Source organism: Porphyrobacter sp. YT40 (genome assembly GCF_006542605.1).
Classification (GTDB): Bacteria; Pseudomonadota; Alphaproteobacteria; order Sphingomonadales; family Sphingomonadaceae; genus Erythrobacter.
The window spans coordinates 1460054-1485788 of the sequence record NZ_CP041222.1 but is presented as its reverse complement, the minus strand read 5'-3'; the positions used below and the strand labels follow the sequence as shown (position 1 = coordinate 1485788).

Below are 25735 nucleotides of genomic sequence, written 5' to 3'. Positions count from 1 at the left end.
CAACACCGCGGCCCGATGGCGCGGGTTCTCCGGCCTCGGCGAGGGGCTTTAGCCGCGGGCGAACAGGCGTCCGGCGACCCAGCCCATCATCAGCGACAACCCGATCGCACCCAGCCCGTAGAGAAACGACCAGCGCTGCGCGGCGGTGACGACCTGCCCTTCGAGTCCGGCCTTCACCACCTCGATATCGGCGGTCGCGCTCGCCAGCACCCGCCCGCGCGAAATGGCGAAGGTTTCAGCGGTGTAGCGCCCGGTCGAGACGTTGGAGGGCAGGTTGATGCGCGCCTGATAGAGCACCTTCTCGGCGATGCGCACCCCGCCGGGGTCTTCCTGATAGAGCCCCTGACGCTGGCGCAGCTCGACCAGACCCTTGGCGAAGCGGGCCTGTTCCTCGGGGTCGATCTCGCCGCTCGGGCTGAGCTGGATGAACTCGGTGCCGAGCTCGTAGATCGCCGCCGTGCGTTCATCGACGATCTTGTCGACAGGCCGCGAGGATGCGACCGCGAAGAAGGCCGGGGCCGAGCGGAAATCGCTCGATCCGGCATTGGCCCAGATTCCGGCGATACGCTCCTTCTCGCGGATGCGCACCGCTTCGGAGGGGCCCTTGAGCACGACGACGATGTCGTACTCCTCGCCCCGGCTGCCCGCACCCGCCGGGTCGATCACCGCGCCGTAGAGCAGCAGCCGCGCGCCGGTGAACCCCTGCCGCACCTCGATCCGTGACTGGCTGACGGCGGGCACCAGCACCGGCTCGCGCTGGGCGAGCGCGGGGGTTGCGGTGAGGCCCTGCCAGACCAGCACGGCGAGGATCTGGCGCGCCGGCCACCTCACGGCAAGCCTTTCAAAGCGGCACCACGGTGTAGATCTCGTCGGGCTGCACGCCGAGACCGTAGAGCATCCGCAATGCGATCAGCAGCACCAGTGCGGCGAGCGCCAGGCGCAGATATTCGGGCTTGGCCTTGAGCGCGATCTGCGTGCCGAACTGCGCGCCCAGCACCGAACCCAGCAGCAGCAGCGCGGCGAGCACCAGATCGACCGCCTTGGTCGTCAGCGCGTGGGTCATGGTGGTGACCATCGTCACGAACAGGATCTGGAACAGCGAGGTGCCGACCACGACATTCCCGCTCATGCCGAGGATATAGAGCATCGCCGGCACCAGCAGGAAGCCGCCCCCCACGCCCATCAGCATGGTGAGGATGCCGACCAGCATCCCGAGGATCGCCGGGGCCAACGGCGAGATGTAGAGGCCCGAGGCATAGAAGCGCCAGCGATAGGGCAGGCTGGCGACCAGCGGGTGGTGGCGACGCTTTTTCACCGGCGACCCCGCCTTGCCGAGCATCCCGGGGCGGATCGCGCTCACCGCCTCGCGCAGCATCAGCGTGCCGATCGACCCGAGCATCAGCACATAGAGAATGCTGATCACGACATCGATCTGGCCGAGCGATTGCAGCGCGCTGAACAGCACCGCCCCGATCAGCGCGCCGATGATCCCGCCGCCGACCATCACCGCGCCCATGCGGTAATCTACCCCCTTGCGGCGCGAATGGGCGAGCACGCCCGAAACGCTCGCCCCCGTCACCTGCGTCGCCGCCGAGGCGGCCGCAACGGTGGGGGGGATGCCGTAGAAGATCAGCAGCGGCGTGGTCAGAAATCCGCCGCCCACGCCGAACAGGCCCGACAGGATGCCCGTCAGCCCGCCCAGAAGGACGATGTAGAGCCCGTTGACCGAGAGATTCGCGATGGGCAGGTAGACGTCCATGCCGCGGACGCTAGCCGAGGCGGCGGGGGGATAAAAGCCGATAGGGTTACTTGTTCGCCAATCTAGCGGACAGGTGCGGCCTTCCCGGCTTCAAAACCCTGTCGCCAGCGTCACCGCCACACCCGATCGCGGTGCGGCGTCGCCCGCGACCTGCTCGCGCCAGTCGACCGAAAGGCGCGCAGGCACCTCGCCTATGCGCAGGTCGAGCCGCAGCGTCGGGCCGAGATCGAGGCGCTGCGCATCCTCCTGCGCCCCGCCCCACGCCGCTGCGCCGAGGCTTAGTTGCAGGCGGTCGCCCGACAGGCGCGCCAGCGCGGGCAATTCGCGGGTGAGGCTCGCCTGCCCGTCGGCGAAGAGAGTGGGCTGCGGCCCGCCAACCCAGCCCGCCTGCCCATAGGCCTCGAGCCGGGTGCCGAGCGGCAGGGGCAGCGGGGGAAGCTCGGTGACGGCATAGGCCGCGGGGCGCCAGCTGTTGGCGAAGGTGGCATCGGTGTAGCGCACCTCGCCCGCCACGCGCAGCGGCACGCGGGCGAGCGGACGGGCCGAAGCGCCCAGCGCCAGCTCGCTCTCCCCCTGCCGCACCAGCGCGCGATAGGCGCGGGCATAGAGCCGCGGATCATTGGGCGAGGACGGCGCGAGCCGGTATTGCAGCACCGCGCCCGCCTGACTTGCGCCATAGACCGGCGCCCGCCCCTGGCTGAACGGTGCGGCGCTCGACCCCTGCCGCCAGAAGGCCCAGCCATCGAGCGACCAGCTCTTCGGCGATGATGGACGGACGGGGGCAGATGCAGGCGCAGGCAGCAAGGGGGCGGCGGCCGATGCAGAGGGCGGAGCGGACAAGGCGGAAGGGACGGCAAGCCGCGCAGGAGCGATGAGGGCGCGCGGTTCACCCCCGCCCACGGGACGGCCCACCGGGCTCGCACCGGCAGCAAGGCGCATGGCGGGGAGGACGGGGCGCCGCTGGGGCAGCCACCCCGGCGCCTCGGGCAGCGATAGGGCGCTTGCGCGCTGCGTCGCCGCGAAAAAGGCAGGCGGCAGGGTCTCGGGCGGAGCGGCCTGCGTGACAGGCGTGACCGTTTCAGTCCCGGCAGCGGCGGATGCGAAAGGATCGTCCCACCACACGGTGCGCGCCGTGGCCCAGCCTGCCAGCACCAGCGCCAGCATCACCAGCGGACCTCCCCGCAGCCGCGCCCCCGCGGCCGCATGGGCCGACTTGCCTGTCACGCGGGCCCGGCCTTGATCGCCTCGCCGGAGGCAGGATGCGCGTCATGCTCGGTCTTGTCCCACACCACCGCCCGGCCGCCGAGGTTCCGCGCATAGGCGAACACCGCGCGCCGCCCGGCGATGATCGCCACGACATTGGCAAGCGGCAGGCGCAGCACCGCCCACAGCCCCTCTGCCAAGCCATATTCGCGCGCGGTGAAGGCAAAGCGCATGACGATCCGCCAGGCAAAGGCGAGCGCGTTGGCGATCAGCACCGCCGCCAGCAGCGGGGTGAGCGGCGCGGGCTCGGCCACGCCCGCCACCACCGCCACGCCCATGAGCCCGGTCAGCAGCACCAGCGCGTAGCCCGCCAGCAGCACCAGCGCGGTCAGCGGCCCGCGCCGGTCGCGCGCGCGCATCCAGAACTCCGATGCGCCTCCGGCCCAGCCGACCCGGTCCCAGCCCTGCAAGGCGATCCCCAGCACCCAGCGGCTCTTCTGGCGGATCACCGTGTCGAAGCTGTGCGGAAAGAAGGCGCGGGTGGCGATCAGCCGCCCGTCCCCGCCGCGCGCACGGACAAAGCGGCAGCGCCCGCCCGCCGCTGCGATGGCGAGGCCGAGCTCGTAATCCTCGGTCAGCGAATCGTCGGCGAAGGGCAGACCGCCGCCGCCCTGCGCCTGATGCCGCGCGATCAGCCGGTCGATCGCGCGGCGCGAGGCGGCACAGCCCACGCCCGCCCCCGGCAGGCCCGCCCCAAGCGCGTCGCGCACCACCATCGCCTTGCCGTGCGCCTCGGCGAATTCCTCGCAATAATGGCTGCCGATTTGCCGTGCGAGCCAGCCGCGATGGCGCACCACCAGCGGCTCGACCGGCAGTTGCACGAAATCGGCCCCTTGCGCGATGGTTTCATCCAGCAGGCCGAGCCCGGCGGGATCGACCATGTCCTCGGCATCGTGGAAGACAATCGCGGCAAAGCGGCGTCCGGCGCGTTCTTCGTCGAGCAGCAGCGCGGCGAACAGGCGGTTGAGGCAATCGGCCTTTGTGGTCGGCCCCTCGCGGTCGTGGATCACGAGGCGAAGGCGCGTGTCCCCCGCTGCTGCGGCAATCCCCGCGCCGAGCGTCGCGGGATCGTTGCGGTAGCAGCCGACATAGAGGCGGAGCTCGGCCTGCGGCCAGCTGGCGAGCAGGTGGCGGATCGTCTGGCCGATCACTGCGGCCTCCTGCCATGCGGGGATCAGCACCGCGACCGGCCCCGACAGCCTGCGCGCACGCAGCGCCAGCCGGCTGCGCCGCTGCGTCACCGCCCGCCCCGTGGCCTTGAGCCACAGCCACAGCCCGTCGACCGCAAGATCGTCGAGCGCACCGATCAGAAAGAACACACCTGCGAAAAGCAGCAATTCACGTTGCAGCAGGGCAAGCCACTGCCACAGGTCGGGCTCCGAAATGGACAAGGCGACCCCCCTCCCCCAATCAAGTCGCCAAATTACATTACTTGCCCGTGCCGCGCAAGCATCCGTGATTTTTTAATGGTTTACACCGGGTATATTGCGGCGCGCGTGGAGCAAGCCGCGTTTTACCAGCTGCCGGTATTGGGCATGCTGACCCACGGTTCGGCCGGTTCGAGATGGCCTTCCTGCAACAACTCGACCGAAATCCCGTCGGGCGATTTGACGAAGGCCATGTGCCCGTCGCGCGGGGGGCGGTGGATGATGTGGCCGGCATCGGCAAGCCGCTGACAGGTCTCGTAGACATTCTCCACCCGGTAGGCGAGGTGCCCGAAATTGCGCCCACCGGTATAGTCCTCGGGCGCGCTGCCATCTTCGGGCGGCCAGTTATAGGTCAGTTCGACCTCGGCCAGCCCCTCCTGCCCCGGCGCGGCGAGGAAGATCAGCGTGAAGCGCCCGGCCTCGCTGTCGAAGCGGCGCACTTCCTTCAGACCGATCAGCTCGAAGAAGGCGACCGTCGCTTCAGGATCGGTGACGCGGATCATCGAGTGGAGATATTTCACCATGGCGCAATTCCATTCAAAAACGGTTCATCGACGCTGATGCACAACTCGTCGCATCAACTCTTTCAGGGGGAACATGGTATGAGCGGCGATGATGTGCAACCGGCGAATGCGACGAAGAGTGGCCTGAGCGAGCCTGCGAGCCTGCGCTGGTTCGGCACGGCGGCGATCCTTGCGGTCGGGATGGTTGCAGGCGGATATCTGCTCGGCGACGGGTTGCTGCGCGCCAAGGATGCCGAACGCTCGGTCACCGTGCGCGGGCTGGCCGAACGCGAGGTGACGGCCGATCTCGCCACCTGGACGATCTCCTACTCAGCCACCTCCGGCAGCCTCGCCGAAGCGCAGGACAAGGTGCGGCGCGACACCGCCAGCATCGAGAGCTTCTTCAAGGAACTGGGCTTTCCCGCCGATGCGCTCCAGCCGACCGGTGCCAACGTGTCGAGCAACACCGATTACAACCGCGTCACCACCTACACCGTGCGCCAGCGCTTGGCGCTGCGTACCACCGACATCGCCCGCGCGCAGAAGGCGGTTGCGCGGCAGTTCGATCTGGTCGGGCGCGGGGTGTTTCTGGAGGAAGGCTCGGGGATGGCCTACACCTTCACCAAGCTGAACGACATCAAGCCCGAAATGGTCGCCGAGGCCACCAGAGACGCGCGCGCCGCCGCCCAGCAATTCGCCGAGGATTCCAATTCCGGCGTCGGCAAGATCAGCAGCGCCACGCAGGGCTATTTCGAGATCGAGGCGCGCGATGGCGACGCGGGCGGCTGGGGATCGGCGGACAGCCCCGTTCAAGAAGGTGCGGGTGGTGACCACGGTCAGCTTCACGCTCGATTAAGCTCCGCGAGCACAAGGGCTTTCCCGTGGCCGCTGGGCGAGATTTTTGCACCGCTGGTCGCTAGCGGCGAAGGGTGTGTTGCGGGCCGGCGTTGAGGGGCGTATGCGCCCCTCCCTGCTGGCAAGTACAAGGCCACACGCCCCTGCCGCGCAGCCCTTGAAGGGGTCGCTCAACCGGATTATCTTTCGTCTATGCTTCAGCAATTGCGCGACTTTTTCAGCCCCCCGCCGCCGCCCAAGCTTGCGGCGGTTCCGGCTGGCACGCGCTATTACGCGATCGGTGACATCCACGGGCGGCTCGATCTCTACAAGGCGATGATCGACGCGATCGAAGGCGAAATCGCGGCCGCTCCGGAGCTCGACCACCGCATCATCGTGCTCGGCGATCTGGTCGATCGCGGGCCCGACAGCGCCGGCGTGGTCGCGCGCACGCAGGTCTGGCAGCAGACCCGCAATGTGCGGGTGCTGGCGGGCAATCACGAGGAGATGTTCCTCGCCGCCTTCGACAAGCCCGATGCGCTGCGCCACTTCCTCAAGCACGGCGGGCGCGAGACGGTGATGAGCTATGGCCTGTCTTCCCGCCAGCTGAGCGAGATGAGCCTCGAGGAGATTTTCGAGACCCTGCCCCGGGTCGTCTCGCAGGACACCCGCGATTATATCGCCGGGTTCGATACCATGATCCGCGCCGGGGACTATGTCTTCGTCCATGCCGGGGTCGATCCCTCCCGCCCGCTGGGCGAACAGAAGCGCAGCGACCTGCTGTGGATCCGCGACCGGTTCCTGAGCCATGAAGGCCCGCTTGAGAAGGTGGTGGTGCACGGTCACACCATCTTCGAACACGTGATGGATTGCGGCAACCGCATCGGCATTGACACTGGCGCTTTCCGCTCGGGTGTGCTTACAGCGCTCGTGCTCGAGGGCGACCAGCGGCGCATCCTCCAGACCCGCGTCAGCGATGCTGGCCATGTCGAGGTGTTCCAGGGCGACCGGGCGCGATAGGTTTGCGCCGCGCCGGACAGGCGCCGGGATTTCGCGTAAAGGCAGGTCTTGCATGAAGATTGCGATGGTGGGTTCGGGCTATGTCGGGCTCGTGTCGGGGGCGTGCTTTGCCGATTTCGGGCATGACGTGGTCTGCATCGACAAGGATCAGGGCAAGATCGACCGGCTCCATGCCGGGGTGATGCCGATCTACGAGCCGGGGCTCGATGCGCTGGTCGACACCAATGTGAAGGCGGGGCGTCTCAGCTTCACCACCGATCTGGGCGAAGGCATCGCGGGCGCGGCGGCGATCTTCATCGCGGTCGGCACGCCCAGCCGCCGGGGCGACGGCCATGCCGATCTCACCTTCGTCTACGAAGTCGCACGTGAAGTCGGCGAGAAGCTGTCCGGCCCGGCGGTGATCGTGACCAAGTCGACCGTCCCCGTCGGGACCGGCGACGAGGTCGAGCGCATCATCCGCGAGACGGGAACGGCCCACCAGTTCGCGGTCGTCTCCAACCCCGAATTCCTGCGCGAAGGCGCGGCGATCGGCGATTTCAAGCGCCCCGACCGCATCGTCATCGGCGCCGAGGACGACTTCGGCCGCGAGGTGATGCGCGAGGTCTATCGCCCGCTGTTCCTCAATGAATCGCCGATCCTGTTCACCAGCCGCCGCACCAGCGAGCTGATCAAATATGCGGCCAACGCCTTCCTCGCGACCAAGATCACCTTCATCAACGAGATGGCGGACCTGTGCGAGAAGGTCGGCGCGAACGTGCAGGATGTGTCTCGCGGGATCGGGATGGACAACCGCATCGGCTCGAAGTTCCTCCACGCGGGGCCGGGCTATGGCGGAAGCTGTTTCCCCAAGGACACGCTGGCGCTGCTCAAGACCGCCGAAGATTACGACAGTCCGACCCGGATCGTCGAGGCCGTGGTCAAGGTCAACGACAGCCGCAAGCGGGCGATGGGCCGCAAGGTGGTCGATGCGCTCGGCGGGCCCGAGGCAGCACGCGGCAAGAAGGCGGCGCTGCTGGGCCTGACCTTCAAGCCCAACACCGACGACATGCGCGACAGCCCGGCGATTGCCGTGGCGCAGACGCTGATGGACGCAGGCGTCGCGGTGGCGGCCTTCGACCCCGAAGGCATGGAGCAGGCAAAGCCCCTTCTTCCGCAAGTGACCATGTGCGCCAATGCCTACGAAGCTATCGAAGGCGCCGATGTGGTGGTGATCGTCACCGAATGGGACGCCTTCCGCGCGCTCGACCTGCGCCGCGTCAAGGCGTTGGCGAACGCCCCGGTGATGGTGGACCTGCGCAACATCTACAAGCCCGAGGACATGCGCGCGGCGGGCTTCACCTATGTCAGCGTCGGGCGGGGCTGATCGCCGCCGAACCAGTGGTGCCGGTTTTCCGGCCGCCCAAGCTGCCAGACCGTCACGATCAGCACCGCCGCGATCCCGACCGAACAGGCCCAGCCAAGCGTCGGGAATTGCTCGCCCGGCCCCGCGTTGATCGCGTAGAGAGCATAGGCGAACACCAGCCCGTAAAGCGGCGCACCGCGCAGCCGGGCGCTGGCGAGCGTGGCGATCGCGCTGCCGACCAGCACCATGATCAGCGCCACCCCCGGCATCTGCTCGCCGCCGCCGAGGCCGTGGTACTTGAGGCTCGCCGCGATGTTGACGATGCTCGCCGCGGTCAGCCACGCCGCCAGCGCGCTGAAGGCCGGGGCAACAAACAGGCGCTCCCCGCGCGACAATGCCGGCGCGGTCGTCAGCACACGCATGATGAACAGCAATCCGGCGAGCGACACCAGAATGATGATGACCGACACGAAGGTCAGATTGGCAATCTGGGTGTAGGTCGACCACAAGCCCTGCGCCGCCAGCGCGATTGCGGCGGGCCAGGCGATCCGGTGCAGCAGCGCGTTCTTGCGCTGCGCCGGGAGCGCCTGCCACAGCGCGAACAGCGCCGAGAGCGCGAACAGCGGCCCCCAGATCGCGAAGGCCCAGCCGACCGGCGTGATCAGCGTCCGCACCGCGTCTGAACGCGTGCCGATCGGCTCGCCGATTCCCAGCTGCGGCAGGAAGCCTGCGCCGATCTGCACGATGACGGCAAGAATGACGGCAAGTCGTTGAACAAGCGGGCGAGCGGGAGCGGTATGCAGAAACATCGGGGCGCAAAACCGGGCGCGCGGGGGATTGTTCCAAGTTGGCTAACGGGCCTTTATCACGGGTCCTGCTGCAGGCTCAGGTCGATGCCGCTGTCGAACCCCGCCCGTGCGCCGCAGCTTATGACATCGGTGGCCTCGACAGGCGTGTTGCCGAGGTTGCCGCTGTAGCGGAAGTGGATGCGCCGCCCGTCGACCCGGAACAGCGGGATCGCCGCACCGTCGATGTCGCTGATGGCGGTCCACCAACCGGTCGCCGGATCGAACCGCGTGGTTGGCGAATTCAGCCCGCACATATGCGCATTGCCGCCCACCGCGTCGCCCTCGGCCGCGATGCTGCCATCGGCATTGCCGGTCAGCGTAACGCGCTGGTAGCTCATGTCGATCAGCACCGGCAGAATCCGCTCATACAGCGGCCCGCTGCGCATCGCCTCGGGCAGCGGCAGCAGGTCGCTGTGGTAGGTCACGCTCTGGCCCGGCGAGAGCGCGATGCCGGGGCCGAGCTTTCCGTGCAGGAAGGCGATGCGCGCTTCGTAGCGGTCCGCGAGGCAGGACTGATCCTCGCCGCAGTCGCCGCGCGCGCGCAGCCAGCGGCGCTGATCGGCCAGATCGCCCTTGCCTGCCGCTTGCAGCCTGCCCCAGACCGCTGCGAGTTCGCGGTCGAGGCGGCGCAGGCCGGAGGCGTATTCGCCGCAGATCAGGGTTTCGACTGCGCTCGCGGCCTTCGCGCAATCGAAGGATGCGCGGTCGTCCTCGGCGCTGGCGGTTCGCGTGGCGTCGATCAGGCTTCGCGCTTCGTCGGCGCTGACGATGACGCTGACCGGGGTCGTTTCCGGGTCGGGCCAGGTCGGCGTGAAGTACGTCGCCAGCCGCAGGGGGCCAGCGATCCGCGCCGCGCCAAGATTCTCGAGCGAGCGCGGCGAGACGATGGTGTCGTCGAGCACCGCGCCCGCATTCATGTTCGCGTCCCACAAACCCAGCGAGCTGATATCCGCGCCGGTCAGATCGGCTCCGGTGAGATCGGGCGTGGCATTGATGCACCATTCATCGACCGTGATGCCGCAGGCAAAGCTGGCACCGGTCAGGTTCGCCCCGCGAAAGCTGACATCGCCGAAGCTCGCCCCCTGATAGGCCGAGACGAAGCGCATGTCGGTGAGGGTCGCACCGCTGAAATCGGTAGCTTCGAGGTTGGCCCCGTAGGTCGAGAGGCCCAGCCAGACCACACGGGCGGCCTTGGCCTCCCGCAGCGATACGCGCACCAGCCGGAGCGCGGGGATGGCGGTCGCCTCCCAGTTGCTGCCGTCGAGGATGGTATCGACGAGGCACCCGCCCGCAAGCCGGGCCGCGATCGGACGCATGTCCGCCTCGCGAAATTCGCCGCGATAGATCACCACCCGCTTGCCCGCAGGCGCGGCACGCAGGGCTGCGGCGAGGCTATCGGCCCCCGTCATCCCGCGCGCGTCGATGATTGCCCAACCGGCCCGCTCGGCTGCGAAGTTCTCGGGATTTGCCGCGCAACCGGCGAGGAATTCGATCTGCTCCTCGCCCATCGTCCGCACAGGCTCGACCGGCTGGCGCGCGGCGAGGCCGAGGGTGAGGGCCACGAGTTCGGCAAGGGACACAAGCATCGGCAGCCTCCTGCCATCGGGTATCACATATCAGGGGGCCATCATAAGCCGGGTTCTGTCTCCTCAGGCTGTATCCTTGCGGACGGGCCTGCGGTGGCAGCCATTCATCTGCTCGCCGGATTGCTCCGGCGCTCTAGCAGCCAACCCGGGCCGCTCGGGGCGAAACTCCCCTGCCCTTCTTGCAAAGGGCGCGCGGCCCCTATTCGGCCTTGCTCCGGGTGGGGTTTGCCATGCGGTTGCCGTTGCCGGCCCCCCGGTGCGCTTTTACCGCACCCTTTCACCCTTGCCTGTGCGCCCGTTCGGGCAGCCATCGGCGGTTTGCTCTCTGTGGCACTTTCCCTTGCCCTGCCCGAAGACAGGACCGGCGGGCGTTACCCGCCACCCTCGTTTCGTGGAGCCCGGACTTTCCTCGCACACGGCGCGGCTGCCTCAGGCCCCCTGACGCGGGCGGCTATAGGCGTGAGCGGCGAGGTAGGAAAGCCCCGCCGGTCACCGCGTCCGCCCCGCGTCGCGGTCGAGCAGCAATTGCCACAGGATCGCGGCCACCTCGCCATCGGGCACGCCGGTGATGCGCTCCGGCCGCCAGCGCCGCTCGAAGGCCTCGACTGCCTTGGCCTGATCGGTGATGTCATAACCGAAACGTTCCAGCGCGAGGACGAAGCTGCCTTCGTTGGGGAACGGATTGCCCGCCGCAAGACAGGCCGGGCGCGGCAGGCATAGCTTGTATTCGGCGAGGCGATCCCACGGAAACAGCTCTCCCGGATCGACTTTCCGCATCGGGGCGACATCGCTGTGGCCCACCACGTTGGCGCGCGGAATGTCATATTGCTTCACGATCCGCGCCAGCAGCGGGATCAGCGCGTCGATCTGCGCCTCGGCGAAGGGGCGATAGCCGAGACCGTGGCCCGGATGGTCAAGCTCGATCCCGATGCTCGCGGAGTTCACGTCGGGAATGCCGCGCCAGAAGCTCGCCCCGGCGTGCCAGGCGCGGCGGTCTTCGGGAACGAGGCGGATCACCTCGCCTTCCTCGGTGATGCAGTAATGCGCGCTGACGCTGGCCGAGGGATCGCACATCCGTTCAAGCGCGGTCTCGACCGGCTTCATCTCGGTGTAATGGAGCACCACCATGCTGATCGGCAGCGTCCGCTCGCCGTGATTGGGCGAGGGGCATTCGCGGTGAATGAGTTCATCGCCCCCCGACACGCCCTCAGTCCTAGCCGATCATGCCTTCGGGCTCGGGCAGCACCGCGCCCAGCACCAGCGCGCCATCGCCGAGCTTGTACTGGAGGCCGCCCTCCATCTCCTCGGCCAGCACGCTGATCATGTGCGCGGCGGCGGTGCGGCTGGTGATCTCGGCTTCGGCGAGGTCGCCCTGAAGCGCGCGGCCGATGGTCTCGTCGAAGGCGATCCGGTCACCGCGCGCGCGGGCGACGATCTCCACCGCCCCGTCGCGCCGCTCCGCTCCGATGTCGAGCGTGCCGCCGCGCACCAGCGCATCGAGCGCGATCTGCGCGAGGTTGAGCAGCACCTTCACCGCAGGCTTGGGCAGGCTCGGCTCGACAATCGCCCAGTTGACCTCGACCCGCTTGGCATCGGAGGCGAGCGCGTCGATCACGCTCTTGGCTTCCTCGATCGGGATAGCCTCGCCAAAGCCCCCGGCCGCGCCGAAAGCGAGGCGGAAGAACTTGAGCTTGTCGGTGCTGATTTTCGCCGACTGTTCGAGCAATTCCATGCAGCGCGCGCGCATCTGTGGATCTTGCTCGTCGGCGAGCAGTTCCAGCCCGTTGGCGAGCGCGCCGACCGGCGAGAGCATATCGTGGCACAGGCGCGAACACAGCATGGCTGCAAGGTCGGTCTGGGAGATCATGGGATGGTTCGGTTTCCGCCGTGTTGGAGACACATGAGACACTGTCTAAGAGTAAAAATCCCGCCTTGCCAACCGGGTCCGATGCCTCACCGGCCAAATGGATGCAAAAAGGCGGTAAAACCGCGCATGGCCCCGCGTTTTTACGGATCGCAGGCGTTGTAGGAAAGCGGGGCAAAGCCCTCGGGGTCGTCGCGCCACAGCCGCACATCGTCGCCCGCGACGATCGCCCAGACCTTGCCATCGCCCGCCGCACAGGCGCGGTCGGTGGCGGAAGGCTCCGGCGGTCCGGAGGGGTGCGAGTGGAAATAGCCCAGCACTTGCGCCCCCCCGCTCCGCGCCTGCCGGTGCGCGTCGATCAGCGCTTGCGGGTCGATCTCGAAATGGGTCCGCGGCTGCGGGTGGACATTGGCCGCCTCGCGCGCTGCGGTGATGCGGTGGCCGGTGCCGAGCAGGATGCCACAAGCCTCGCGCGGATGGGCAGCAGCGGCAAGGGTGCGGATCGCGGTCAGCACCTCTGCACAAATCTCCAAATCCGTTCGTCCTGAGCTTGTCGAAGGACCGTTCTTCTTTTTTGCCAAGCGCGACACTTCGTCCCAATCGCTCCGGATCAGCGCCATCTTCTTCGCCCGCGACCAACCCTTGATCTGCCTTTCCGCAGCAATCGCCTCATACCGCGTCGGGAAATCCTGCGACCAGACGAGTTCGACCGGGAGCCGATCGCTGGTCCAGCCTTTGACCCGCCCCGACTTGTGCTCGGCTATGCGGCTTTCCAGATCATCGGTATGACCTGTGTAGAATTTGCCGCCACGGCAATGAAGCATATAGGCCCAGAACGCCATTCGGGAAGGCTAAGTGAAATACGGCCCTTCGACAAGCTCAGGGCGAACGGAGTTAGGTTGGAGTGGAGACGGATTCACAGCAGGCCGAAGTGCTGGCGGGCACCATCCAATCCCCCGCCCGGCTCGACAAGGCGCTGGCCGAGGCCACGGGTCTGTCTCGCGCGCGCATCCAGAACCTGATCGACGAGGGCCGGGTCGATGTGGCGGGCAAGACCGCCGCCAGCGCCTCCGCCAAGGTCGTCGCCGGCACGCCGTTCCGCATCATCCTTGCCGCCGCCATGCCCGCCGCCGCGCAAGCAGAGGAGATCGCGCTCACCATCGCTTACGAAGACGCGCATCTGATCGTGGTCGACAAGCCTGCGGGCATGGTCGTCCATCCGGCGGTGGGGAACATCACCGGCACGCTGGTCAATGCGCTGCTGCACCATTGCCGGGGCCAGCTGTCGGGCATCAACGGTGTGGCGCGGCCCGGCATCGTCCACCGGATCGACAAGGACACCTCCGGCCTGCTGGTGGTCGCCAAGTCCGACGCCGCGCATGAAGGGCTCGCGGTGCAATTCGCCGCGCACACCGTCCACCGCCGCTATATCGCGGTCTGTGCCGGGCATCCCTCGCCTTCCGAAGGCACCATCAACGCCCGCGTCGGGCGGTCGGACGCGGACCGAAAGAAAATGACGGTGCTGCCCAACAATTCCTCGCGCGGGAAATCGGCGATCACCCATTACAAGGTCACTGAACGGCTGCAGACGTCCGCCGTGATCGAATGCCGGCTGGAAACCGGGCGCACCCACCAGGTGCGTGTTCACTGCGCGTCAATCGGCCATCCGCTATTGGGAGACCCTGCCTATGGCCGTACCCCCAAATCCCTCCGCCCCCTGCTCGAGCGACTCGGCTTCGCCCGGCAGGCCCTGCACGCCGCCGAGCTTGGCTTTGTCCATCCCGTGACCGGCGAGTCGATCCGTTTTCGCGCGGAATTGCCCGCCGATATGGCGGAACTTATCGACCAATTGCGGCATTGTGATCGATGAAACGCGCATACATCGGCAAGATTTTCGCGTATATCCGTAACCCGTGGCCCAGTTCGCGGGATGCCCATCAGGGGTCTCGTGCAGGCGGTCGACGCTAGAAAGGTTAGGTAACCAGTGACCAAGTCCAAGACCATGGCGGTCCCGGCGTTGAGCGGTGAGCAGAGCCTCAACCGCTACCTGTCGGAAATCCGCAAATTCCCGGTGCTGACGGCGGAGCAGGAATACATGCTCGCCAAGCGCTATCAGGAACATGAAGACCCGGAAGCTGCCGCGCAGCTCGTGTCCAGCCACCTGCGGCTCGTCGCGAAGATCGCGATGGGATACCGCGGCTATGGCCTGCCCGTGGCCGACCTGATCTCCGAAGGCAACGTGGGTCTGATGCAGGGCGTCAAGAAGTTCGAACCCGATCGCGGTTTCCGCCTCGCGACCTACGCGATGTGGTGGATCAAGGCCTCGATGCAGGAGTTCATCCTGCGCTCGTGGAGCCTCGTTAAGATGGGCACCACTGCGGCGCAGAAGAAGCTGTTCTTCAACCTTCGCCGGATGAAGAAGCAGCTCGAAGCCTATGAGGACACCGACCTCAGCCCCGAAGACGTGACCAAGATTGCAACCGACCTCGGCGTGCCCGAGCAGGAAGTGATCAACATGAACCGGCGGATGATGATGGGCGGCGACGGCTCGCTCAACACGCCGATGCGCGGGGGCGAGGAAGGTTCTGGCGAATGGCAGGACTGGCTGACCGACGATCGTCCCTTGCAGGACGAAACCGTCGCCGAGGCCGAGGAAAGCCAGATGCGAATGGAAATGCTTTCCGAGGCGATGAACAGCCTCAACGAGCGTGAACGCCACATCCTGACCGAGCGCCGGTTGACCGAAAAGCCGCAGACGCTCGAAGAGCTGAGCCAGGCCTACGACGTCAGCCGCGAACGCATCCGCCAGATCGAGGTGCGCGCCTTCGAAAAGCTGCAAAAGGCAATGCAGCGGATCGCGGGCGAGCGGTTGCTGCCGGGCGTCGCCTGACGCATGCGCCGACACGGGGGTGAAAGCCCTGTCGAAAGATGATGGAGCGCGGGGAGCCGAAGGGCCTCCCGCGCTCCTTTCGTATCAGCGCGACTTCAGCATCGCGAAAGCCTCGTCGAAGCGCCCTTCCGCTTCGGCATCGCGCAAGAAGCGCACCTGCTGCGTCAGCACCTCTTCAGGCGTTTCCGCCGCTTCGAATTGCGCCATCGTCTCCGTGATGAACGCGTCGAGCGGCATATATTCCTCACGCTCCGACTGGCCGGGCGTGAGCTCGGTCTGCACGCCCGGCGGGGCGACCTCGATCACTTCGATCTTGCCTTCCAGCCGCGCCCGCAGCGACAGGGTATAGCTGTGGAGCGCCGCCTTGGTTGCACAATAGGTGGCGGCCTTGGGCATGGGGACGAAGGCGAGGCCGGACGTGACATTGACAATCGCGGCGTCCTTCTGCGCTGCAAGGTGGTCGACCAGCGCGTCGATTACGCGGATCGGCCCGAGCAGGTTTATGGTGACCGTGTTCTCGGCATCGGTCAGGTCGCGCGCGCCGGTCACGTCCTCGTAGATCATGATCCCGGCATTGTTCACCAGCACGTTCGCTGCCGGGAAATCGGCCATCACGGCCTTGACGAATTGGGCGATCGATGCGGGATCGCCGACGTCGAGCTCTAGGCAATGGATGTTTTCACGGCCCTCGGCTGTTTCGCGCAGCGATTCCATCGTGCGCCCGGCGATGATCACGGTGTTGCCCCAATCGTGCCACTGCCGCGCCATTTCGCGCCCGATCCCGCTGCCGCCGCCGGTGAGGATGATGGTGTTGCCGCTTTTCTTCATGGAATGCTCCTGTCTTCGGTGCAATGTCGGCCGGAGATAGGAGCGCGGCTGCGAGTTGTAAGGGAGCGGGCACAGCGATGCGTCGTGCCGCGCCCCGAATGCGTTACTTCGTCCCCGCCAGATCCAGCACCGCCGCGACCATCGCGCGGGTGCCGGTGATCACGCTCTCCCTCGGGGCGATCTGGAACAGGGGGGAGTGGTGCCCGGCAATCGGCGGCCCGCCCGCCTTGGCTGCCGCGATCCGCTCGGGCGTGGTGCCGCCCACCGCGAAGTAGTAGCCCGGCACGCCGGTGTCCTGCGACACGAAATAGGTAAAGTCCTCCGCGCCCATGTTCTGCTGGACGAAGGGCTCGAAGGCCGCCGCGCCCAGCTCGCGCTGCATCACCGCGTTGAGGCGGCGGGCGAGTTCGGGGTCGTTGTTGGTCACGGGCGTGCCCTCAAGCACCTTGACCACCACCGGGCGATTGTCGGGCAGGCCATTGGCCTTGCCGATATTGACCGCGATCCGCTCGATCGCGGCGATCACCTGCGCGCGGGTTTCCTCGTCATTGGCGCGCACGGTGACTTGCAGCTTGGCCTCGTCGGAGATGATGTTGTGCTTCGAGCCGGCATGAAAGCTGCCCACCGTCACCACGACCGGCTTCAGCGGAGAGACCTCGCGGCTGTCGATCGATTGCAGCGCGGTCACGATCTGCGCGGCGATATAAACGGGGTCCTTGCCCAGATGCGGCGCGGCGCCGTGGGTGCCGATGCCGGGCACGATGATGTCGATCGAATCCGAGGAAGAATACTGGATGCCCTCGGACGCGGAGACCTTGCCCGTCTCCAGATCGGCGGCGACGTGGAAGGCCAGCGCATAGTCGGGCTTGCCGAAGCGGTCGTAGAGCCCGTCGGCCATCATCGCCTTGGCCCCGCCGACGCGTTCCTCGGCAGGCTGGACGATGAACATCAGCGTGCCCTGCCACTGGTCCTTCATCGCCGCGAGCCGCCGCGCGGTCGCCACCATCGAGGTGATGTGCACATCGTGCCCGCAGGCGTGCATCACCGGATATTCCTTGCCGTCCTGCCCGGTCTGCATCGCCTTGGAGGCGTAATCGAGCCCGGTCTTCTCCTCCACCGGCAGCCCGTCCATGTCGGCGCGCAGCAGGATCAGCGGGCCCTCGCCGTTCTTGAGGATGCCGACCACGCCCGTGCCGCCGACGCCTTCGGTCACCGTCAGACCCGCCGCGCGCAGCTCGGTCGCCATCTTCGCGGCGGTGCGGTTTTCGAGGTAGGACAGCTCGGGGTTTGCGTGGAAATCGAGGAACAGCGGTTCGAGATAATTGTCATACTCCGCCTCGATCGCGGCCCGGGTGGACGGGTCTTCGGCCAGCGCGGGCTGCGCGGCGGCGGCGGCAAGCGCGAACGTGCTGGAGGCAAGGTGGAACAGGCGCATGATGGTATCTCCCCGTTTGGCTTTCCCGCCACGGTAGCCCTGCCGCGCCCCATCCTGCAAGCGCGCGCGCCGCTGCCCGCATATTTGCGCTTGCGCTGGCGCGGGGCTCGTCCATGCTGGCGGCGTGCTTAATCTGCCGACCGAGGGGCGCTTCATGACTGTCAAATCGCTGTTCACCGGGCTTGCGGCCCTGCTGTGCGCGCTCGTTGTCATCCCGGCGATGGCGCAGGACCAGTTCACCCCGCCCGCCGGACCGTGGCTGCACGAAGCCTCGGGCGCGCAATTCCCCGACAGTGCGACCGGCCTGGAGCGGAAAAATGTCACCGAATTCGACGACACGGGCGCCAACGTCGGCGTGACCTACAGGGCGCAGAGCGGGCCATACGTGACGCTGGTCGACGTCTTCGTCTATCCGCAATCCCCCGAGACCAGTTGCGCAGAGGAATTCGAAGGAGTCGAGCAGGCGATCCGGCGTTACAAGGGGCTGCAGACGCTTTCGAAGGGGATGACGCTGGCCCCCAACGGCACGGGCGATCTGGTCGCGCACCGCGCGCGTTACCTGATCCCGGCAGGCGCGATGCGCGAAGGCATCCCGGAGCTTACCTCTGAAGCCTATCTCCATTGCACCGCCGACGGGGCGTGGCTGGTCAAGTATCGCGCCAGCTGGAGCGGCCCGGCGGAAAACTTCCCCGACCTTTCGCCCTTCCTCAAGGCGCTGGCGCTGAGCCCGGCGCTGGGCGGGCCGAACTGAAGCTTGCTGAAAACCGACCACCCATGATCCTCAAAATCGTCCGCTTCCTCGCCAAGGCTTTTGCCGGCTTCTTCGTGCTGACGCTGGTGCTGGTGTTCGCCTTCAAGTGGCTGCCCGTGCCCGTCACCGCGACCATGCTGATGGACGGCGAGGGCATTACCAAGGACTGGGAAAGCCTCGACAATATCGACCGCAATCTGGTGAGCGCGGTGATCGCCGCCGAGGATTCGCGCTTCTGCGAACACTTCGGCTTCGATGCCGAGGCGATCGAACAGGCGATGCGCGAGAACATGGAAGGCGGCCGAATCCGCGGCGGATCGACGATCAGCCAGCAGACCGCCAAGAACGTCTTCCTGTGGCAGGGCGGAGGATATGTCCGCAAGGGGCTGGAGGCGTGGTTCACGCTGTGGATCGAGACCGTGTGGGGCAAGCGGCGGATCATGGAGGTTTATCTCAACGTCGCCGAGACCGGGATCGGCACCTATGGCGCCGAGGCCGGGGCGCAGCGCTATTTCAATCACTCCGCCGCGCGGCTTTCCGCCGACGAGGCCAGCCGCATGGCCGCCGCACTGCCGAGCCCCAAGAAACGCTCGGTCAAGAACCCCGGCGGATGGCTGGCGCGGCATGGCAACCGGATCGAGCGCCGGATCGGGATCGTCAGGCGTGACGGGCTCGATGCTTGCGTCTACAACTGACGCGCCATGCCCGTCCATGCCCACCATTCCCATGATCAGGACCATGGCCACGGCCATGGCGCGCACGGGCATGGCGCGCACGGACACCACCACCACGCCCCCGCCGATTTCGGCCGCGCCTTCGTGATCGGGATCGCCCTCAACACCGGTTTCGTCGTGGTCGAGGCGGCGGCGGGGCTGTGGTACGGGTCGATGGCGCTCCTCGCCGATGCCGGGCACAACCTGTCCGACGTGCTGGCGCTGGCGCTCGCCTGGGTCGCCAGCATCGCTGCCAAGCGCCCGGCGCAGGGGCGCTTCACCTATGGCTACAAGAGCTCGACCATCCTCGCCGCGCTCGCCAATGCGCTGCTGCTGGCGGTGGCGATCGGGGCGATCCTGTTCGAGACCGTCCACCGGCTGATGACCCCGCAGGCCCCGCAGGCGATGGCGATGATCGTCGTCGCCGGGATCGGGATCGCCATCAACGCGTTGACGGCCATGCTGTTCGCGAAGGGGCAAGAGGACATCAATATCCGCGGCGCCTATCTCCACATGGTGGCCGATGCGCTGGTGTCGCTGGGCGTGGTGGTGGCGGGGGGCGCGATCCTTGTCACCGGCCTTGCCTGGATCGACCCGGTGGTGAGCCTCGTGATCGTCGCGGTGATTGCGGTCGGCACCTGGAGCCTCGCGCGTGACAGCCTCACCATGGGCCTGCTCGCCGCGCCTGAAGGGATCGACCCCGAGGCCGTCAGGCAGCATCTTTCGAGCTTCGACGGGGTGAGCGCGGTTCACGATCTCCACGTCTGGCCGATGTCGACCACCGAAGTCGCGCTGACCGCGCATCTGGTGATGCCGGGCCGCCCCGCGCCGGACAGCTTCCTGCGCGAGGTCGCCGCCTCGCTCGAAGCGCGCTTCGGGGTCGGCCATGCGACATTGCAGGTCGAAAGCGGCGAGAACCCTTGTGCGCTGGGGTGCCCGTGATGGCCGCGCGCCCCCGGCCCTCCTCCGACGAAGCGCGCGAGGCGCTGCGTGATGCAATGGCGCGGCTTGCCGCGGGCGACCAGTCCGCGCTGGAGGACATCTATCGTGCGACGCGGGTGAAACTCTTCGGGATCACCTTGCGTATCTTGGGCGACCCTAAGGAAGCCGAGGACGCCTTGCAGGACGTCTATGTCAATCTCTGGCAGCGGGCCGACCGCTATGACCCGACCCGCGCGAGCCCGATCGCGTGGCTGTCGGCGTTTGCGCGCAACCGTGCGATCGACCGGCTGCGCACCGGCAAGGTGCGCGGCGGATCGGTGCCGGTCGAGGAGGCCGCGCCGCTGCCCGACGAGCGCCCGCTTGCCGACGCGCTGCTGATCGACGCGCAGCAGGCCGCGCAGATCCACAAGTGTCTGGGCGCTCTGGACGCGCGCACGCAGGGCCACATCCGCGCCGCCTTCTTCGAGGGGTACACCTATGCCCAGCTCGCCGAGAATGCGGACGTGCCGCTCGGCACGATGAAGAGCTGGATCCGCCGCGGCCTGCAACGATTGCGCGCCTGTCTCGAAGCGAGTGAGGCATCATGAGCGGGCCGGAAACCACTCCCGAGGACGGCGTGATGCGCGACGATCCGATGATCGCCGCCGAATGGGCGCTGGGTCTGCTCGAAGGCGAGGAACTGCTCGCCGCGCGCGGGAAATATGCAACCGATCCGGACTTCGCCTGGCGCAAGCAATGGTGGGACGACTGGTTCGCGCCGCTCTCCGACGCGATCCCCGGTGCAGAGCCCGGCGAACACGTCTGGCAGGGCATCGCCGCGCGGGTGGCGGCGCAACAGGCGCAGGCGGCTGCGCCCGAGGCTGCGGCAAGCAACGTCGTCGAACTTCAAGCGCGCGTGCGGCGCTGGCAGTGGGTGGCGGGACTATCGTCGATGGCGGCGGCTGTCGCGCTGGTGTGGGCCTTTGCGCTCGCCCCTGCGCGCATCGAACCCGCACCCGCACCTGCGCAGATCGCCGCTGCACCGATGGTCGCGACCGTGCCCGTTGGCGAAAGCGGACTGCGGCTCGATGTGACCTACATCCCGGACTCCAAGCGCATGGTGGTCGGCGCGATCGGCCTTACCGCGGACGGCGTCCACGATCACGAGCTCTGGCTGGTGCCGGCCGATGGCACGCGGCTGCAATCGCTGGGCGTGGTCGCACCGGGGGAAGTGCGGAGCATGGAACTGCCGCAAACCATCACCGCCAAGCTTGGCGAGGGGGCCAGCCTCGTGCTCACCCGCGAGCCGATCGGCGGCAAGCCCGAAGGGCAGGACGCCGGGCCCGTCGTCGCCAAGGGTGCCTTCACGCGGGTCTGAGCGCAAGGCTCGGCTCGCCGCATCACAGCGGCAATTCATCCGCATTAGCAGCCGCTCGCGGGTCCAAAATGCCCTTTCATGCGTAGTTATCTATGCAGACAGGTGCTGCGTCCCCCTGCGGCGCCTGCAAATAACGGAGAAAGATCAATGACCCGCAAGAATACCTTGACCGCCGTTGTCGCCGCTGCGCTCGCCACCACCGGCTTTGTCGCCGTGCCTGCGCTGGCCGACAATCACATGGAAGCCAAGGCCGAGGCCGAGGCCAACATCGTCGCCACCGCCGAAAGCACCGGTATGCACAACACGCTCGTCAGCGCCGTGAAGGCCGCCGGTCTTGCCGAAACGCTGACCGCGCCGGGCCCCTTCACCGTCTTCGCGCCGACCGACGCGGCGTTCCTCGAACTGCCGGAAGGCACGCTCCAGTCGCTTGCCCAGCCGGAGAACAAGGAAAAGCTGACCAGCGTCCTCACCTATCACGCCGTGACCGGCAAGGTGACCGCCGACAGCCTCACCAAGATGATCGAGGATAACGGCGGCAAGGCCACCCTCACCACGGTTCAGGGCGGCACGCTGACCGCGATGGTCGAAGACGGCAACGTCGTGATCATGGATGCCAAGGGCGGCAAGGCGACCGTGACCAAGGCTGACGTGATGACTTCGAACGGCGTGATCCACGTCACCGACGGTGTGTTCATGCCCGCCTGATCCGGGTCACCGGGTTCGCGCTGCCCCTCGCCCCTTCCCCCTCCACCCGAGGGGCAGCGCTTTTTCCAACCCCGTCCGACCTCATCTTTGGTCGGTCGGGGTTTTTTGCATGAGCCAATTCGTTATTTTATTTCAGATATTTATTTTTGCATCCTTGTGTGCCGGCTGGGCGTAACTCGGCGGCAAGCGGGAGGGCTTGCAGTTCTGACAACCATCAAAAGGAGCTACCTGCCATGACCCTCAAGACCACGCTTACCGCTGTCGCCGCCGCACTCGCCGTCACCACCGGAATTGCCGCGATCCCCGTCAGCGCGCACTCGCACAAGGCCGCTGCCGCCGCTTCGCCCAACATCGTCGAAGTCGCGATGAGCACCGGTGTTCACAACACGCTGGTCGCTGCGGTCAAGGCCGCCGGTCTGGTCGATACGCTGTCGAGCCCCGGCCCCTTCACCGTCTTCGCCCCCACCGACACCGCCTTCGCCAAGCTGCCCGCCGGCACGGTGGCCACGCTGGTGAAGCCCGAGAACAAGGGCACCCTGACCAAGATCCTCACCTACCATGCAGTCCCGGGCAAGGTGACCGCCGCCGATCTCACCGCGCTGATCAACAAGCACGGCGGCAAGGCCACGATCACGACCGTCGCAGGCGAAAAGCTCACCGCGCGCCTCTCGGGCGAGACCATCGTCATCACCGATGCCAAGGGCGGCGCGACCGCCGTGACGCAGGCCGATGTCATGACCTCGAATGGCGTCGTGCACGTGACCGACGGGGTGTTCCTGCCCGCGTAATTTCGCTGACAAGCTGGCGTCGTCCCTGCTTCTCCATCCCCTTTGCGGGACGACGCTTCTCCGGCCCCGTCCGGCCTTCTTGCAAGGCCGGGCGGGGTTTTATTTGTTTGAAAGACATGGGATAAACCCCTCCACCACCCGCTGCGCGGGCGGTCCCCCTCCCCATTGCTACGCAACGGGGAGGCACTTGAAGTCTCTCCCCGTCCCGCAGGGATGGGGAGGTGGCGCGCGCCGAAGGCGCGCGACGGAGGGGTCAATGCGCAAGTCCGACCACAACTACCCCCTTGCGCGGGCACAGCGGCGAATGCCGAGCCTGCCCGAGGGCCTGCTATGGCGAGAGCTGCGCTGCAAGGCCGACGGAGTGAAATTCCGCCGCCAGCACCCGCTCGGCCGTTATGTGCTCGACTTCTACTGCGCCGCCGCAAAGTGCAGCTTCGAGATCGACGGGATCGCACATGACATGGGGGACCGCCCAACAAAGGACGAAGCGCGCGATGCCTTTGTGGCGGGTCAGGGCATCAGGGTGGTGCGCATCTCGGCGTGCGAGGTGCTGGCGGACCCGGTACGCGTGGCGGACGGCATGGTGCGGATGTGCCGGGGGATTATTGACGGGTCGGTTTGAAGGCCCCCTCCGTCACCGCTTCGCGGTGCCACCTCCCCATTGCTGCGCAACGGGGAGGGACTAACAGGCCCTAGGCCGCCTCTTCCTTCTTCTTTTCCAGGCCGATCACGCGGATCGGCTCCTTCTTGCCCGCGACCACATCGGCGTCGATCACGATCTCGGTCACACCTTCCATGTCGGGCAGGTCGAACATCGTGTCGAGCAGCAGGCCTTCGACGATCGAGCGCAGCCCGCGCGCGCCGGTCTTGCGCTTGATCGCGCGCTCGGCAATCGCTTGCAGCGCGTCGTCGGTGAAGGTGAGCTCCACGTCTTCCAGCTCGAACAGCTTGCGATACTGCTTCACAAGCGCGTTCTTGGGCTCGTTGAGGATCGTCACCAGCGCGGGCACGTCGAGATCGTGCAGCGTGGCGATCACCGGCAGACGGCCGACGAATTCGGGGATCAGGCCGAACTTGAGGAGATCCTCGGGCTCGGACTTTTCGAGCAACTCGCCCACGCGGCGCTTGTCGGGATCGGCGACATGCGCGCCGAAGCCGATCGAGCGCTTCTGCAAGCGGTCGGCAATGATCTTGTCGAGGCCCGCAAAGGCGCCGCCGCAGATGAACAGGATGTTGGTCGTGTCGACCTGCAGGAATTCCTGCTGCGGATGCTTGCGCCCGCCCTGCGGCGGAACGCTGGCAGTGGTGCCTTCCATCAGCTTCAGGAGCGCCTGCTGCACGCCCTCTCCCGAAACGTCGCGGGTGATCGAGGGGTTTTCGGCCTTGCGGGTAATCTTGTCGATCTCGTCGATATAGACGATCCCGTGCTGCGCCTTCTCGACATTGTAGTCCGAGGCCTGGAGCAGCTTGAGGATGATGTTCTCGACATCCTCGCCCACGTAGCCCGCTTCGGTCAGCGTGGTGGCATCGGCCATGGTGAAGGGCACATCGAAGGTGCGCGCCAGCGTCTGCGCCAGCAGCGTCTTGCCCGAACCCGTGGGGCCGACCAGCAGAATGTTGGACTTGGCCAGCTCGACATCGCCCGCCTTGCCGGAATGCTTCAACCGCTTGTAATGGTTGTGCACCGCGACCGAGAGCACGCGCTTCGCCCGGTCCTGCCCGATCACGTAATCGTTCAGGGTGGTGAAGATGTCCATCGGCGTGGGAATCTCGCCGTCCTTCTTGCCGGCGATCCCTGCCTTGGTTTCCTCGCGGATGATGTCGTTGCACAGCTCGACGCATTCATCGCAGATGAACACCGTGGGGCCGGCGATAAGCTTGCGCACCTCGTGCTGCGACTTCCCGCAGAAGCTGCAATAGAGGGTGCTCTTGCTGTCGGATCCGCTCAATTTGGTCATTCCTGTGTCCTCGAATCCGCAAATGAGAGCGCCGGAACACCCCGGGCGGATTCGTCAAGTGTATCGCGCGTGCCAGATGAATCAACACATGGCGCGCGATTTGGTGATGTTACCATGCCGCCGCGAGGGGCGAAGTGGCGGAAAAGACAGGCAGCGATGCCGCCTGTCCCGCCACGGTGCATGAGGGCCTGCGCACCTTACTCCGGCGCGCCGCCCGAGCCATCCTCGACTCCGGTTTCCTCGGAATCGGGCCGGGTTTCGAAGACCTTGTCGACGAGGCCAAATTCCTTGGCTTCCTCGGCTTCGAGGAAGGTGTCGCGGTCCATCGCCTTTTCGATTTCCTCGAGGCTGCGGCCGGTGAACTTGACGTAGAGATCGTTCATGCGGCTGCGGATGCGCAGGATCTCGCGCGCCTGAATCTCGATGTCCGAGGCCATCCCGCGCGCGCCGCCCGAAGGCTGGTGCACCATGATCCGCGCATTGGGGAGCGCAATCCGCATCCCCGGCTCGCCCGCCGCCAGCAGGAAGCTGCCCATGCTGGCAGCCTGCCCGATGCACACGGTCGACACGCGCGGCTTGATGTATTGCATGGTGTCGAAGATCGACAGGCCCGCCGTCACCACCCCGCCGGGCGAGTTGATGTACATGCTGATCGGCTTCGAGGGATTCTCGCTTTCGAGGAACAGCAACTGGGCGACGATCAGGCTCGCCATGCCGTCTTCCACCTGACCGGTGACGAAGACGATGCGTTCGCGCAGCAGGCGGCTGAAGATGTCGAAGCTGCGTTCGCCCCGGCTCGTCTGCTCGACCACCACGGGCACCAGCGCGCCGGTGACCGGATCGCGGGTGAATTGCCCCTGCGTGCCGTAGGTTTCGCCTGCGTTGCCGAACAGATCGATCATGTGGTGCCCTAGTCCTTTGC

General features: G+C 66.8%; 26 protein-coding genes, 1 other RNA gene and 1 pseudogene. 13 read left to right on the top strand and 15 right to left on the bottom strand.

Going from position 1 to position 25735, the window contains the following annotated elements:
- Nucleotides 1-48 precede the first annotated feature (48 nt).
- The 5 genes from E2E27_RS06990 to E2E27_RS06970 form a co-directional block, all read right to left on the bottom strand.
- The gene (locus E2E27_RS06990) at nucleotides 49-801 is read right to left on the bottom strand and encodes a TIGR02186 family protein (RefSeq protein ID WP_181443649.1); all 753 of its coding nucleotides are present in this window, start codon (nucleotides 799-801) and stop codon (nucleotides 49-51) included.
- Between the two features lie 40 nt (nucleotides 802-841).
- Nucleotides 842-1759, bottom strand: a complete 918-nt coding sequence (locus E2E27_RS06985; protein WP_141458284.1) for a sulfite exporter TauE/SafE family protein — start codon at nucleotides 1757-1759, stop codon at nucleotides 842-844.
- 90 nt (nucleotides 1760-1849) lie between these two features.
- Nucleotides 1850-2983: a hypothetical protein gene (locus tag E2E27_RS06980; protein WP_141458283.1), complete on the bottom strand. Its 1134-nt coding sequence runs from the start codon at nucleotides 2981-2983 to the stop codon at nucleotides 1850-1852.
- Complete coding sequence (locus tag E2E27_RS06975; RefSeq protein WP_141458282.1) at nucleotides 2980-4413, bottom strand: glycosyl transferase family protein; 1434 nt, start codon at nucleotides 4411-4413, stop codon at nucleotides 2980-2982. Before E2E27_RS06975 ends, E2E27_RS06980 begins: the two co-directional genes overlap by 4 nt.
- Before the next feature lie 122 nt (nucleotides 4414-4535).
- Nucleotides 4536-4973, bottom strand: a complete 438-nt coding sequence (locus E2E27_RS06970) for a VOC family protein (protein WP_141458281.1) — start codon at nucleotides 4971-4973, stop codon at nucleotides 4536-4538.
- Between the two features lie 78 nt (nucleotides 4974-5051).
- Here E2E27_RS06970 and E2E27_RS06965 point away from each other — a divergent pair.
- The 3 genes and pseudogenes from E2E27_RS06965 to E2E27_RS06955 all read left to right on the top strand — a co-directional run bounded on the left by E2E27_RS06965 (nucleotide 5052) and on the right by E2E27_RS06955 (nucleotide 8169).
- Nucleotides 5052-5808: pseudogene (locus E2E27_RS06965) on the top strand (SIMPL domain-containing protein).
- A gap of 191 nt (nucleotides 5809-5999) precedes the next feature.
- On the top strand, nucleotides 6000-6806 hold the full coding sequence (locus E2E27_RS06960) for a metallophosphoesterase (RefSeq protein ID WP_141458280.1): 807 nt from the start codon (nucleotides 6000-6002) through the stop codon (nucleotides 6804-6806).
- Nucleotides 6807-6858: 52 nt separating this feature from the next.
- On the top strand, nucleotides 6859-8169 hold the full coding sequence (locus tag E2E27_RS06955) for a UDP-glucose dehydrogenase family protein (RefSeq protein WP_141458279.1): 1311 nt from the start codon (nucleotides 6859-6861) through the stop codon (nucleotides 8167-8169).
- Here the strand turns inward: E2E27_RS06955 and E2E27_RS06950 are convergent.
- From E2E27_RS06950 to E2E27_RS19240, 6 genes are all read right to left on the bottom strand, one after another.
- The gene (locus tag E2E27_RS06950; RefSeq protein WP_181443614.1) at nucleotides 8145-8957 is read right to left on the bottom strand and encodes a TspO-related membrane protein; all 813 of its coding nucleotides are present in this window, start codon (nucleotides 8955-8957) and stop codon (nucleotides 8145-8147) included. The genes E2E27_RS06955 and E2E27_RS06950 overlap by 25 nt on opposite strands.
- A gap of 56 nt (nucleotides 8958-9013) precedes the next feature.
- Nucleotides 9014-10582, bottom strand: a complete 1569-nt coding sequence (locus tag E2E27_RS06945; RefSeq protein WP_141458278.1) for a pentapeptide repeat-containing protein — start codon at nucleotides 10580-10582, stop codon at nucleotides 9014-9016.
- 28 nt (nucleotides 10583-10610) lie between these two features.
- Nucleotides 10611-11022: RNase P RNA component class A (gene rnpB, locus E2E27_RS06940), an RNA gene on the bottom strand.
- Between the two features lie 49 nt (nucleotides 11023-11071).
- A complete protein-coding gene (locus E2E27_RS06935) occupies nucleotides 11072-11710 on the bottom strand; it encodes an N-acetylmuramoyl-L-alanine amidase (protein WP_141461644.1) in 639 nt (212 codons plus the stop codon).
- Between the two features lie 85 nt (nucleotides 11711-11795).
- Entirely contained in the window at nucleotides 11796-12449 is a 654-nt protein-coding gene (locus tag E2E27_RS06930; RefSeq protein WP_141458277.1) for a histidine phosphotransferase family protein, read from the bottom strand.
- Nucleotides 12450-12589: 140 nt separating this feature from the next.
- Nucleotides 12590-13288: a Mov34/MPN/PAD-1 family protein gene (locus E2E27_RS19240; RefSeq protein WP_141458276.1), complete on the bottom strand. Its 699-nt coding sequence runs from the start codon at nucleotides 13286-13288 to the stop codon at nucleotides 12590-12592.
- Between the two features lie 62 nt (nucleotides 13289-13350).
- On the opposite strand from E2E27_RS19240, the gene E2E27_RS06920 reads away from it, so the two are divergent.
- Both E2E27_RS06920 and rpoH read left to right on the top strand, forming a co-directional pair.
- On the top strand, nucleotides 13351-14316 hold the full coding sequence (locus E2E27_RS06920; protein ID WP_141458275.1) for an RluA family pseudouridine synthase: 966 nt from the start codon (nucleotides 13351-13353) through the stop codon (nucleotides 14314-14316).
- Between the two features lie 132 nt (nucleotides 14317-14448).
- Nucleotides 14449-15336, top strand: a complete 888-nt coding sequence (rpoH, locus tag E2E27_RS06915) for an RNA polymerase sigma factor RpoH (protein WP_141461642.1) — start codon at nucleotides 14449-14451, stop codon at nucleotides 15334-15336.
- Nucleotides 15337-15420: 84 nt separating this feature from the next.
- On the opposite strand, the gene E2E27_RS06910 is transcribed toward rpoH, so the two are convergent.
- Together E2E27_RS06910 and E2E27_RS06905 are read right to left on the bottom strand one after the other, a co-directional pair.
- A complete protein-coding gene (locus E2E27_RS06910) occupies nucleotides 15421-16164 on the bottom strand; it encodes an SDR family oxidoreductase (RefSeq protein WP_141458274.1) in 744 nt (247 codons plus the stop codon).
- A gap of 103 nt (nucleotides 16165-16267) precedes the next feature.
- Nucleotides 16268-17599 (bottom strand): amidohydrolase, encoded by a 1332-nt coding sequence (locus E2E27_RS06905; RefSeq protein WP_141458273.1) that lies wholly within the window; start codon nucleotides 17597-17599, stop codon nucleotides 16268-16270.
- A 154-nt stretch (nucleotides 17600-17753) separates the two neighbouring features.
- Here E2E27_RS06905 and E2E27_RS06900 point away from each other — a divergent pair, with 154 nt between their 5' ends.
- From E2E27_RS06900 to E2E27_RS06865, 8 genes are all read left to right on the top strand, one after another.
- Nucleotides 17754-18350 (top strand): hypothetical protein, encoded by a 597-nt coding sequence (locus tag E2E27_RS06900; protein ID WP_141458272.1) that lies wholly within the window; start codon nucleotides 17754-17756, stop codon nucleotides 18348-18350.
- 23 nt (nucleotides 18351-18373) lie between these two features.
- Entirely contained in the window at nucleotides 18374-19045 is a 672-nt protein-coding gene (gene mtgA, locus E2E27_RS06895; RefSeq protein WP_141458271.1) for a monofunctional biosynthetic peptidoglycan transglycosylase, read from the top strand.
- 6 nt (nucleotides 19046-19051) lie between these two features.
- Nucleotides 19052-20005, top strand: a complete 954-nt coding sequence (locus E2E27_RS06890) for a cation diffusion facilitator family transporter (RefSeq protein WP_141458270.1) — start codon at nucleotides 19052-19054, stop codon at nucleotides 20003-20005.
- The gene (locus E2E27_RS06885) at nucleotides 20005-20592 is read left to right on the top strand and encodes a sigma-70 family RNA polymerase sigma factor (RefSeq protein WP_141458269.1); all 588 of its coding nucleotides are present in this window, start codon (nucleotides 20005-20007) and stop codon (nucleotides 20590-20592) included. Before E2E27_RS06890 ends, E2E27_RS06885 begins: the two co-directional genes overlap by 1 nt.
- Nucleotides 20589-21362, top strand: coding sequence for an anti-sigma factor (locus E2E27_RS06880; RefSeq protein ID WP_141458268.1), 774 nt, complete (start codon nucleotides 20589-20591; stop codon nucleotides 21360-21362). Before E2E27_RS06885 ends, E2E27_RS06880 begins: the two co-directional genes overlap by 4 nt.
- Nucleotides 21363-21509: 147 nt before the next feature.
- A complete protein-coding gene (locus E2E27_RS06875; RefSeq protein ID WP_141458267.1) occupies nucleotides 21510-22067 on the top strand; it encodes a fasciclin domain-containing protein in 558 nt (185 codons plus the stop codon).
- 233 nt (nucleotides 22068-22300) lie between these two features.
- Nucleotides 22301-22855 carry a fasciclin domain-containing protein gene (locus tag E2E27_RS06870; RefSeq protein ID WP_141458266.1) on the top strand — a complete coding sequence of 185 codons (555 nt, stop codon included), beginning with the start codon at nucleotides 22301-22303 and terminating at the stop codon, nucleotides 22853-22855.
- Nucleotides 22856-23111: 256 nt separating this feature from the next.
- On the top strand, nucleotides 23112-23477 hold the full coding sequence (locus E2E27_RS06865; RefSeq protein WP_141458265.1) for an endonuclease domain-containing protein: 366 nt from the start codon (nucleotides 23112-23114) through the stop codon (nucleotides 23475-23477).
- Between the two features lie 70 nt (nucleotides 23478-23547).
- Here the strand turns inward: E2E27_RS06865 and clpX are convergent, their stop codons facing one another.
- Nucleotides 23548-24813 carry an ATP-dependent Clp protease ATP-binding subunit ClpX gene (gene clpX, locus E2E27_RS06860; RefSeq protein ID WP_141458264.1) on the bottom strand — a complete coding sequence of 422 codons (1266 nt, stop codon included), beginning with the start codon at nucleotides 24811-24813 and terminating at the stop codon, nucleotides 23548-23550.
- 197 nt (nucleotides 24814-25010) lie between these two features.
- Nucleotides 25011-25715 (bottom strand): ATP-dependent Clp endopeptidase proteolytic subunit ClpP, encoded by a 705-nt coding sequence (gene clpP / locus E2E27_RS06855; RefSeq protein ID WP_141458263.1) that lies wholly within the window; start codon nucleotides 25713-25715, stop codon nucleotides 25011-25013.
- Between the last annotated feature and the right edge of the window lie 20 nt (nucleotides 25716-25735).

Coding starts and splice junctions, on each gene's coding strand:
- E2E27_RS06985 (WP_141458284.1), bottom strand. CDS start 1,759: ATGGACGTCTACCTGCCCATCGCGAATCTCTCGGTCAACGGGCTCTAC.
- E2E27_RS06970 (WP_141458281.1), bottom strand. CDS start 4,973: ATGGTGAAATATCTCCACTCGATGATCCGCGTCACCGATCCTGAAGCG.
- E2E27_RS06960 (WP_141458280.1), top strand. CDS start 6,000: ATGCTTCAGCAATTGCGCGACTTTTTCAGCCCCCCGCCGCCGCCCAAG.
- E2E27_RS06955 (WP_141458279.1), top strand. CDS start 6,859: ATGAAGATTGCGATGGTGGGTTCGGGCTATGTCGGGCTCGTGTCGGGG.
- E2E27_RS06950 (WP_181443614.1), bottom strand. CDS start 8,957: ATGTTTCTGCATACCGCTCCCGCTCGCCCGCTTGTTCAACGACTTGCC.
- E2E27_RS06945 (WP_141458278.1), bottom strand. CDS start 10,582: ATGCTTGTGTCCCTTGCCGAACTCGTGGCCCTCACCCTCGGCCTCGCC.
- E2E27_RS06935 (WP_141461644.1), bottom strand. CDS start 11,710: ATGGTGGTGCTCCATTACACCGAGATGAAGCCGGTCGAGACCGCGCTT.
- E2E27_RS06930 (WP_141458277.1), bottom strand. CDS start 12,449: ATGATCTCCCAGACCGACCTTGCAGCCATGCTGTGTTCGCGCCTGTGC.
- E2E27_RS19240 (WP_141458276.1), bottom strand. CDS start 13,288: ATGGCGTTCTGGGCCTATATGCTTCATTGCCGTGGCGGCAAATTCTAC.
- rpoH (WP_141461642.1), top strand. CDS start 14,449: ATGGCGGTCCCGGCGTTGAGCGGTGAGCAGAGCCTCAACCGCTACCTG.
- E2E27_RS06910 (WP_141458274.1), bottom strand. CDS start 16,164: ATGAAGAAAAGCGGCAACACCATCATCCTCACCGGCGGCGGCAGCGGG.
- E2E27_RS06905 (WP_141458273.1), bottom strand. CDS start 17,599: ATGCGCCTGTTCCACCTTGCCTCCAGCACGTTCGCGCTTGCCGCCGCC.
- E2E27_RS06900 (WP_141458272.1), top strand. CDS start 17,754: ATGACTGTCAAATCGCTGTTCACCGGGCTTGCGGCCCTGCTGTGCGCG.
- mtgA (WP_141458271.1), top strand. CDS start 18,374: ATGATCCTCAAAATCGTCCGCTTCCTCGCCAAGGCTTTTGCCGGCTTC.
- E2E27_RS06890 (WP_141458270.1), top strand. CDS start 19,052: ATGCCCGTCCATGCCCACCATTCCCATGATCAGGACCATGGCCACGGC.
- E2E27_RS06885 (WP_141458269.1), top strand. CDS start 20,005: ATGGCCGCGCGCCCCCGGCCCTCCTCCGACGAAGCGCGCGAGGCGCTG.
- E2E27_RS06880 (WP_141458268.1), top strand. CDS start 20,589: ATGAGCGGGCCGGAAACCACTCCCGAGGACGGCGTGATGCGCGACGAT.
- E2E27_RS06875 (WP_141458267.1), top strand. CDS start 21,510: ATGACCCGCAAGAATACCTTGACCGCCGTTGTCGCCGCTGCGCTCGCC.
- E2E27_RS06870 (WP_141458266.1), top strand. CDS start 22,301: ATGACCCTCAAGACCACGCTTACCGCTGTCGCCGCCGCACTCGCCGTC.
- E2E27_RS06865 (WP_141458265.1), top strand. CDS start 23,112: ATGCGCAAGTCCGACCACAACTACCCCCTTGCGCGGGCACAGCGGCGA.
- clpX (WP_141458264.1), bottom strand. CDS start 24,813: ATGACCAAATTGAGCGGATCCGACAGCAAGAGCACCCTCTATTGCAGC.
- clpP (WP_141458263.1), bottom strand. CDS start 25,715: ATGATCGATCTGTTCGGCAACGCAGGCGAAACCTACGGCACGCAGGGG.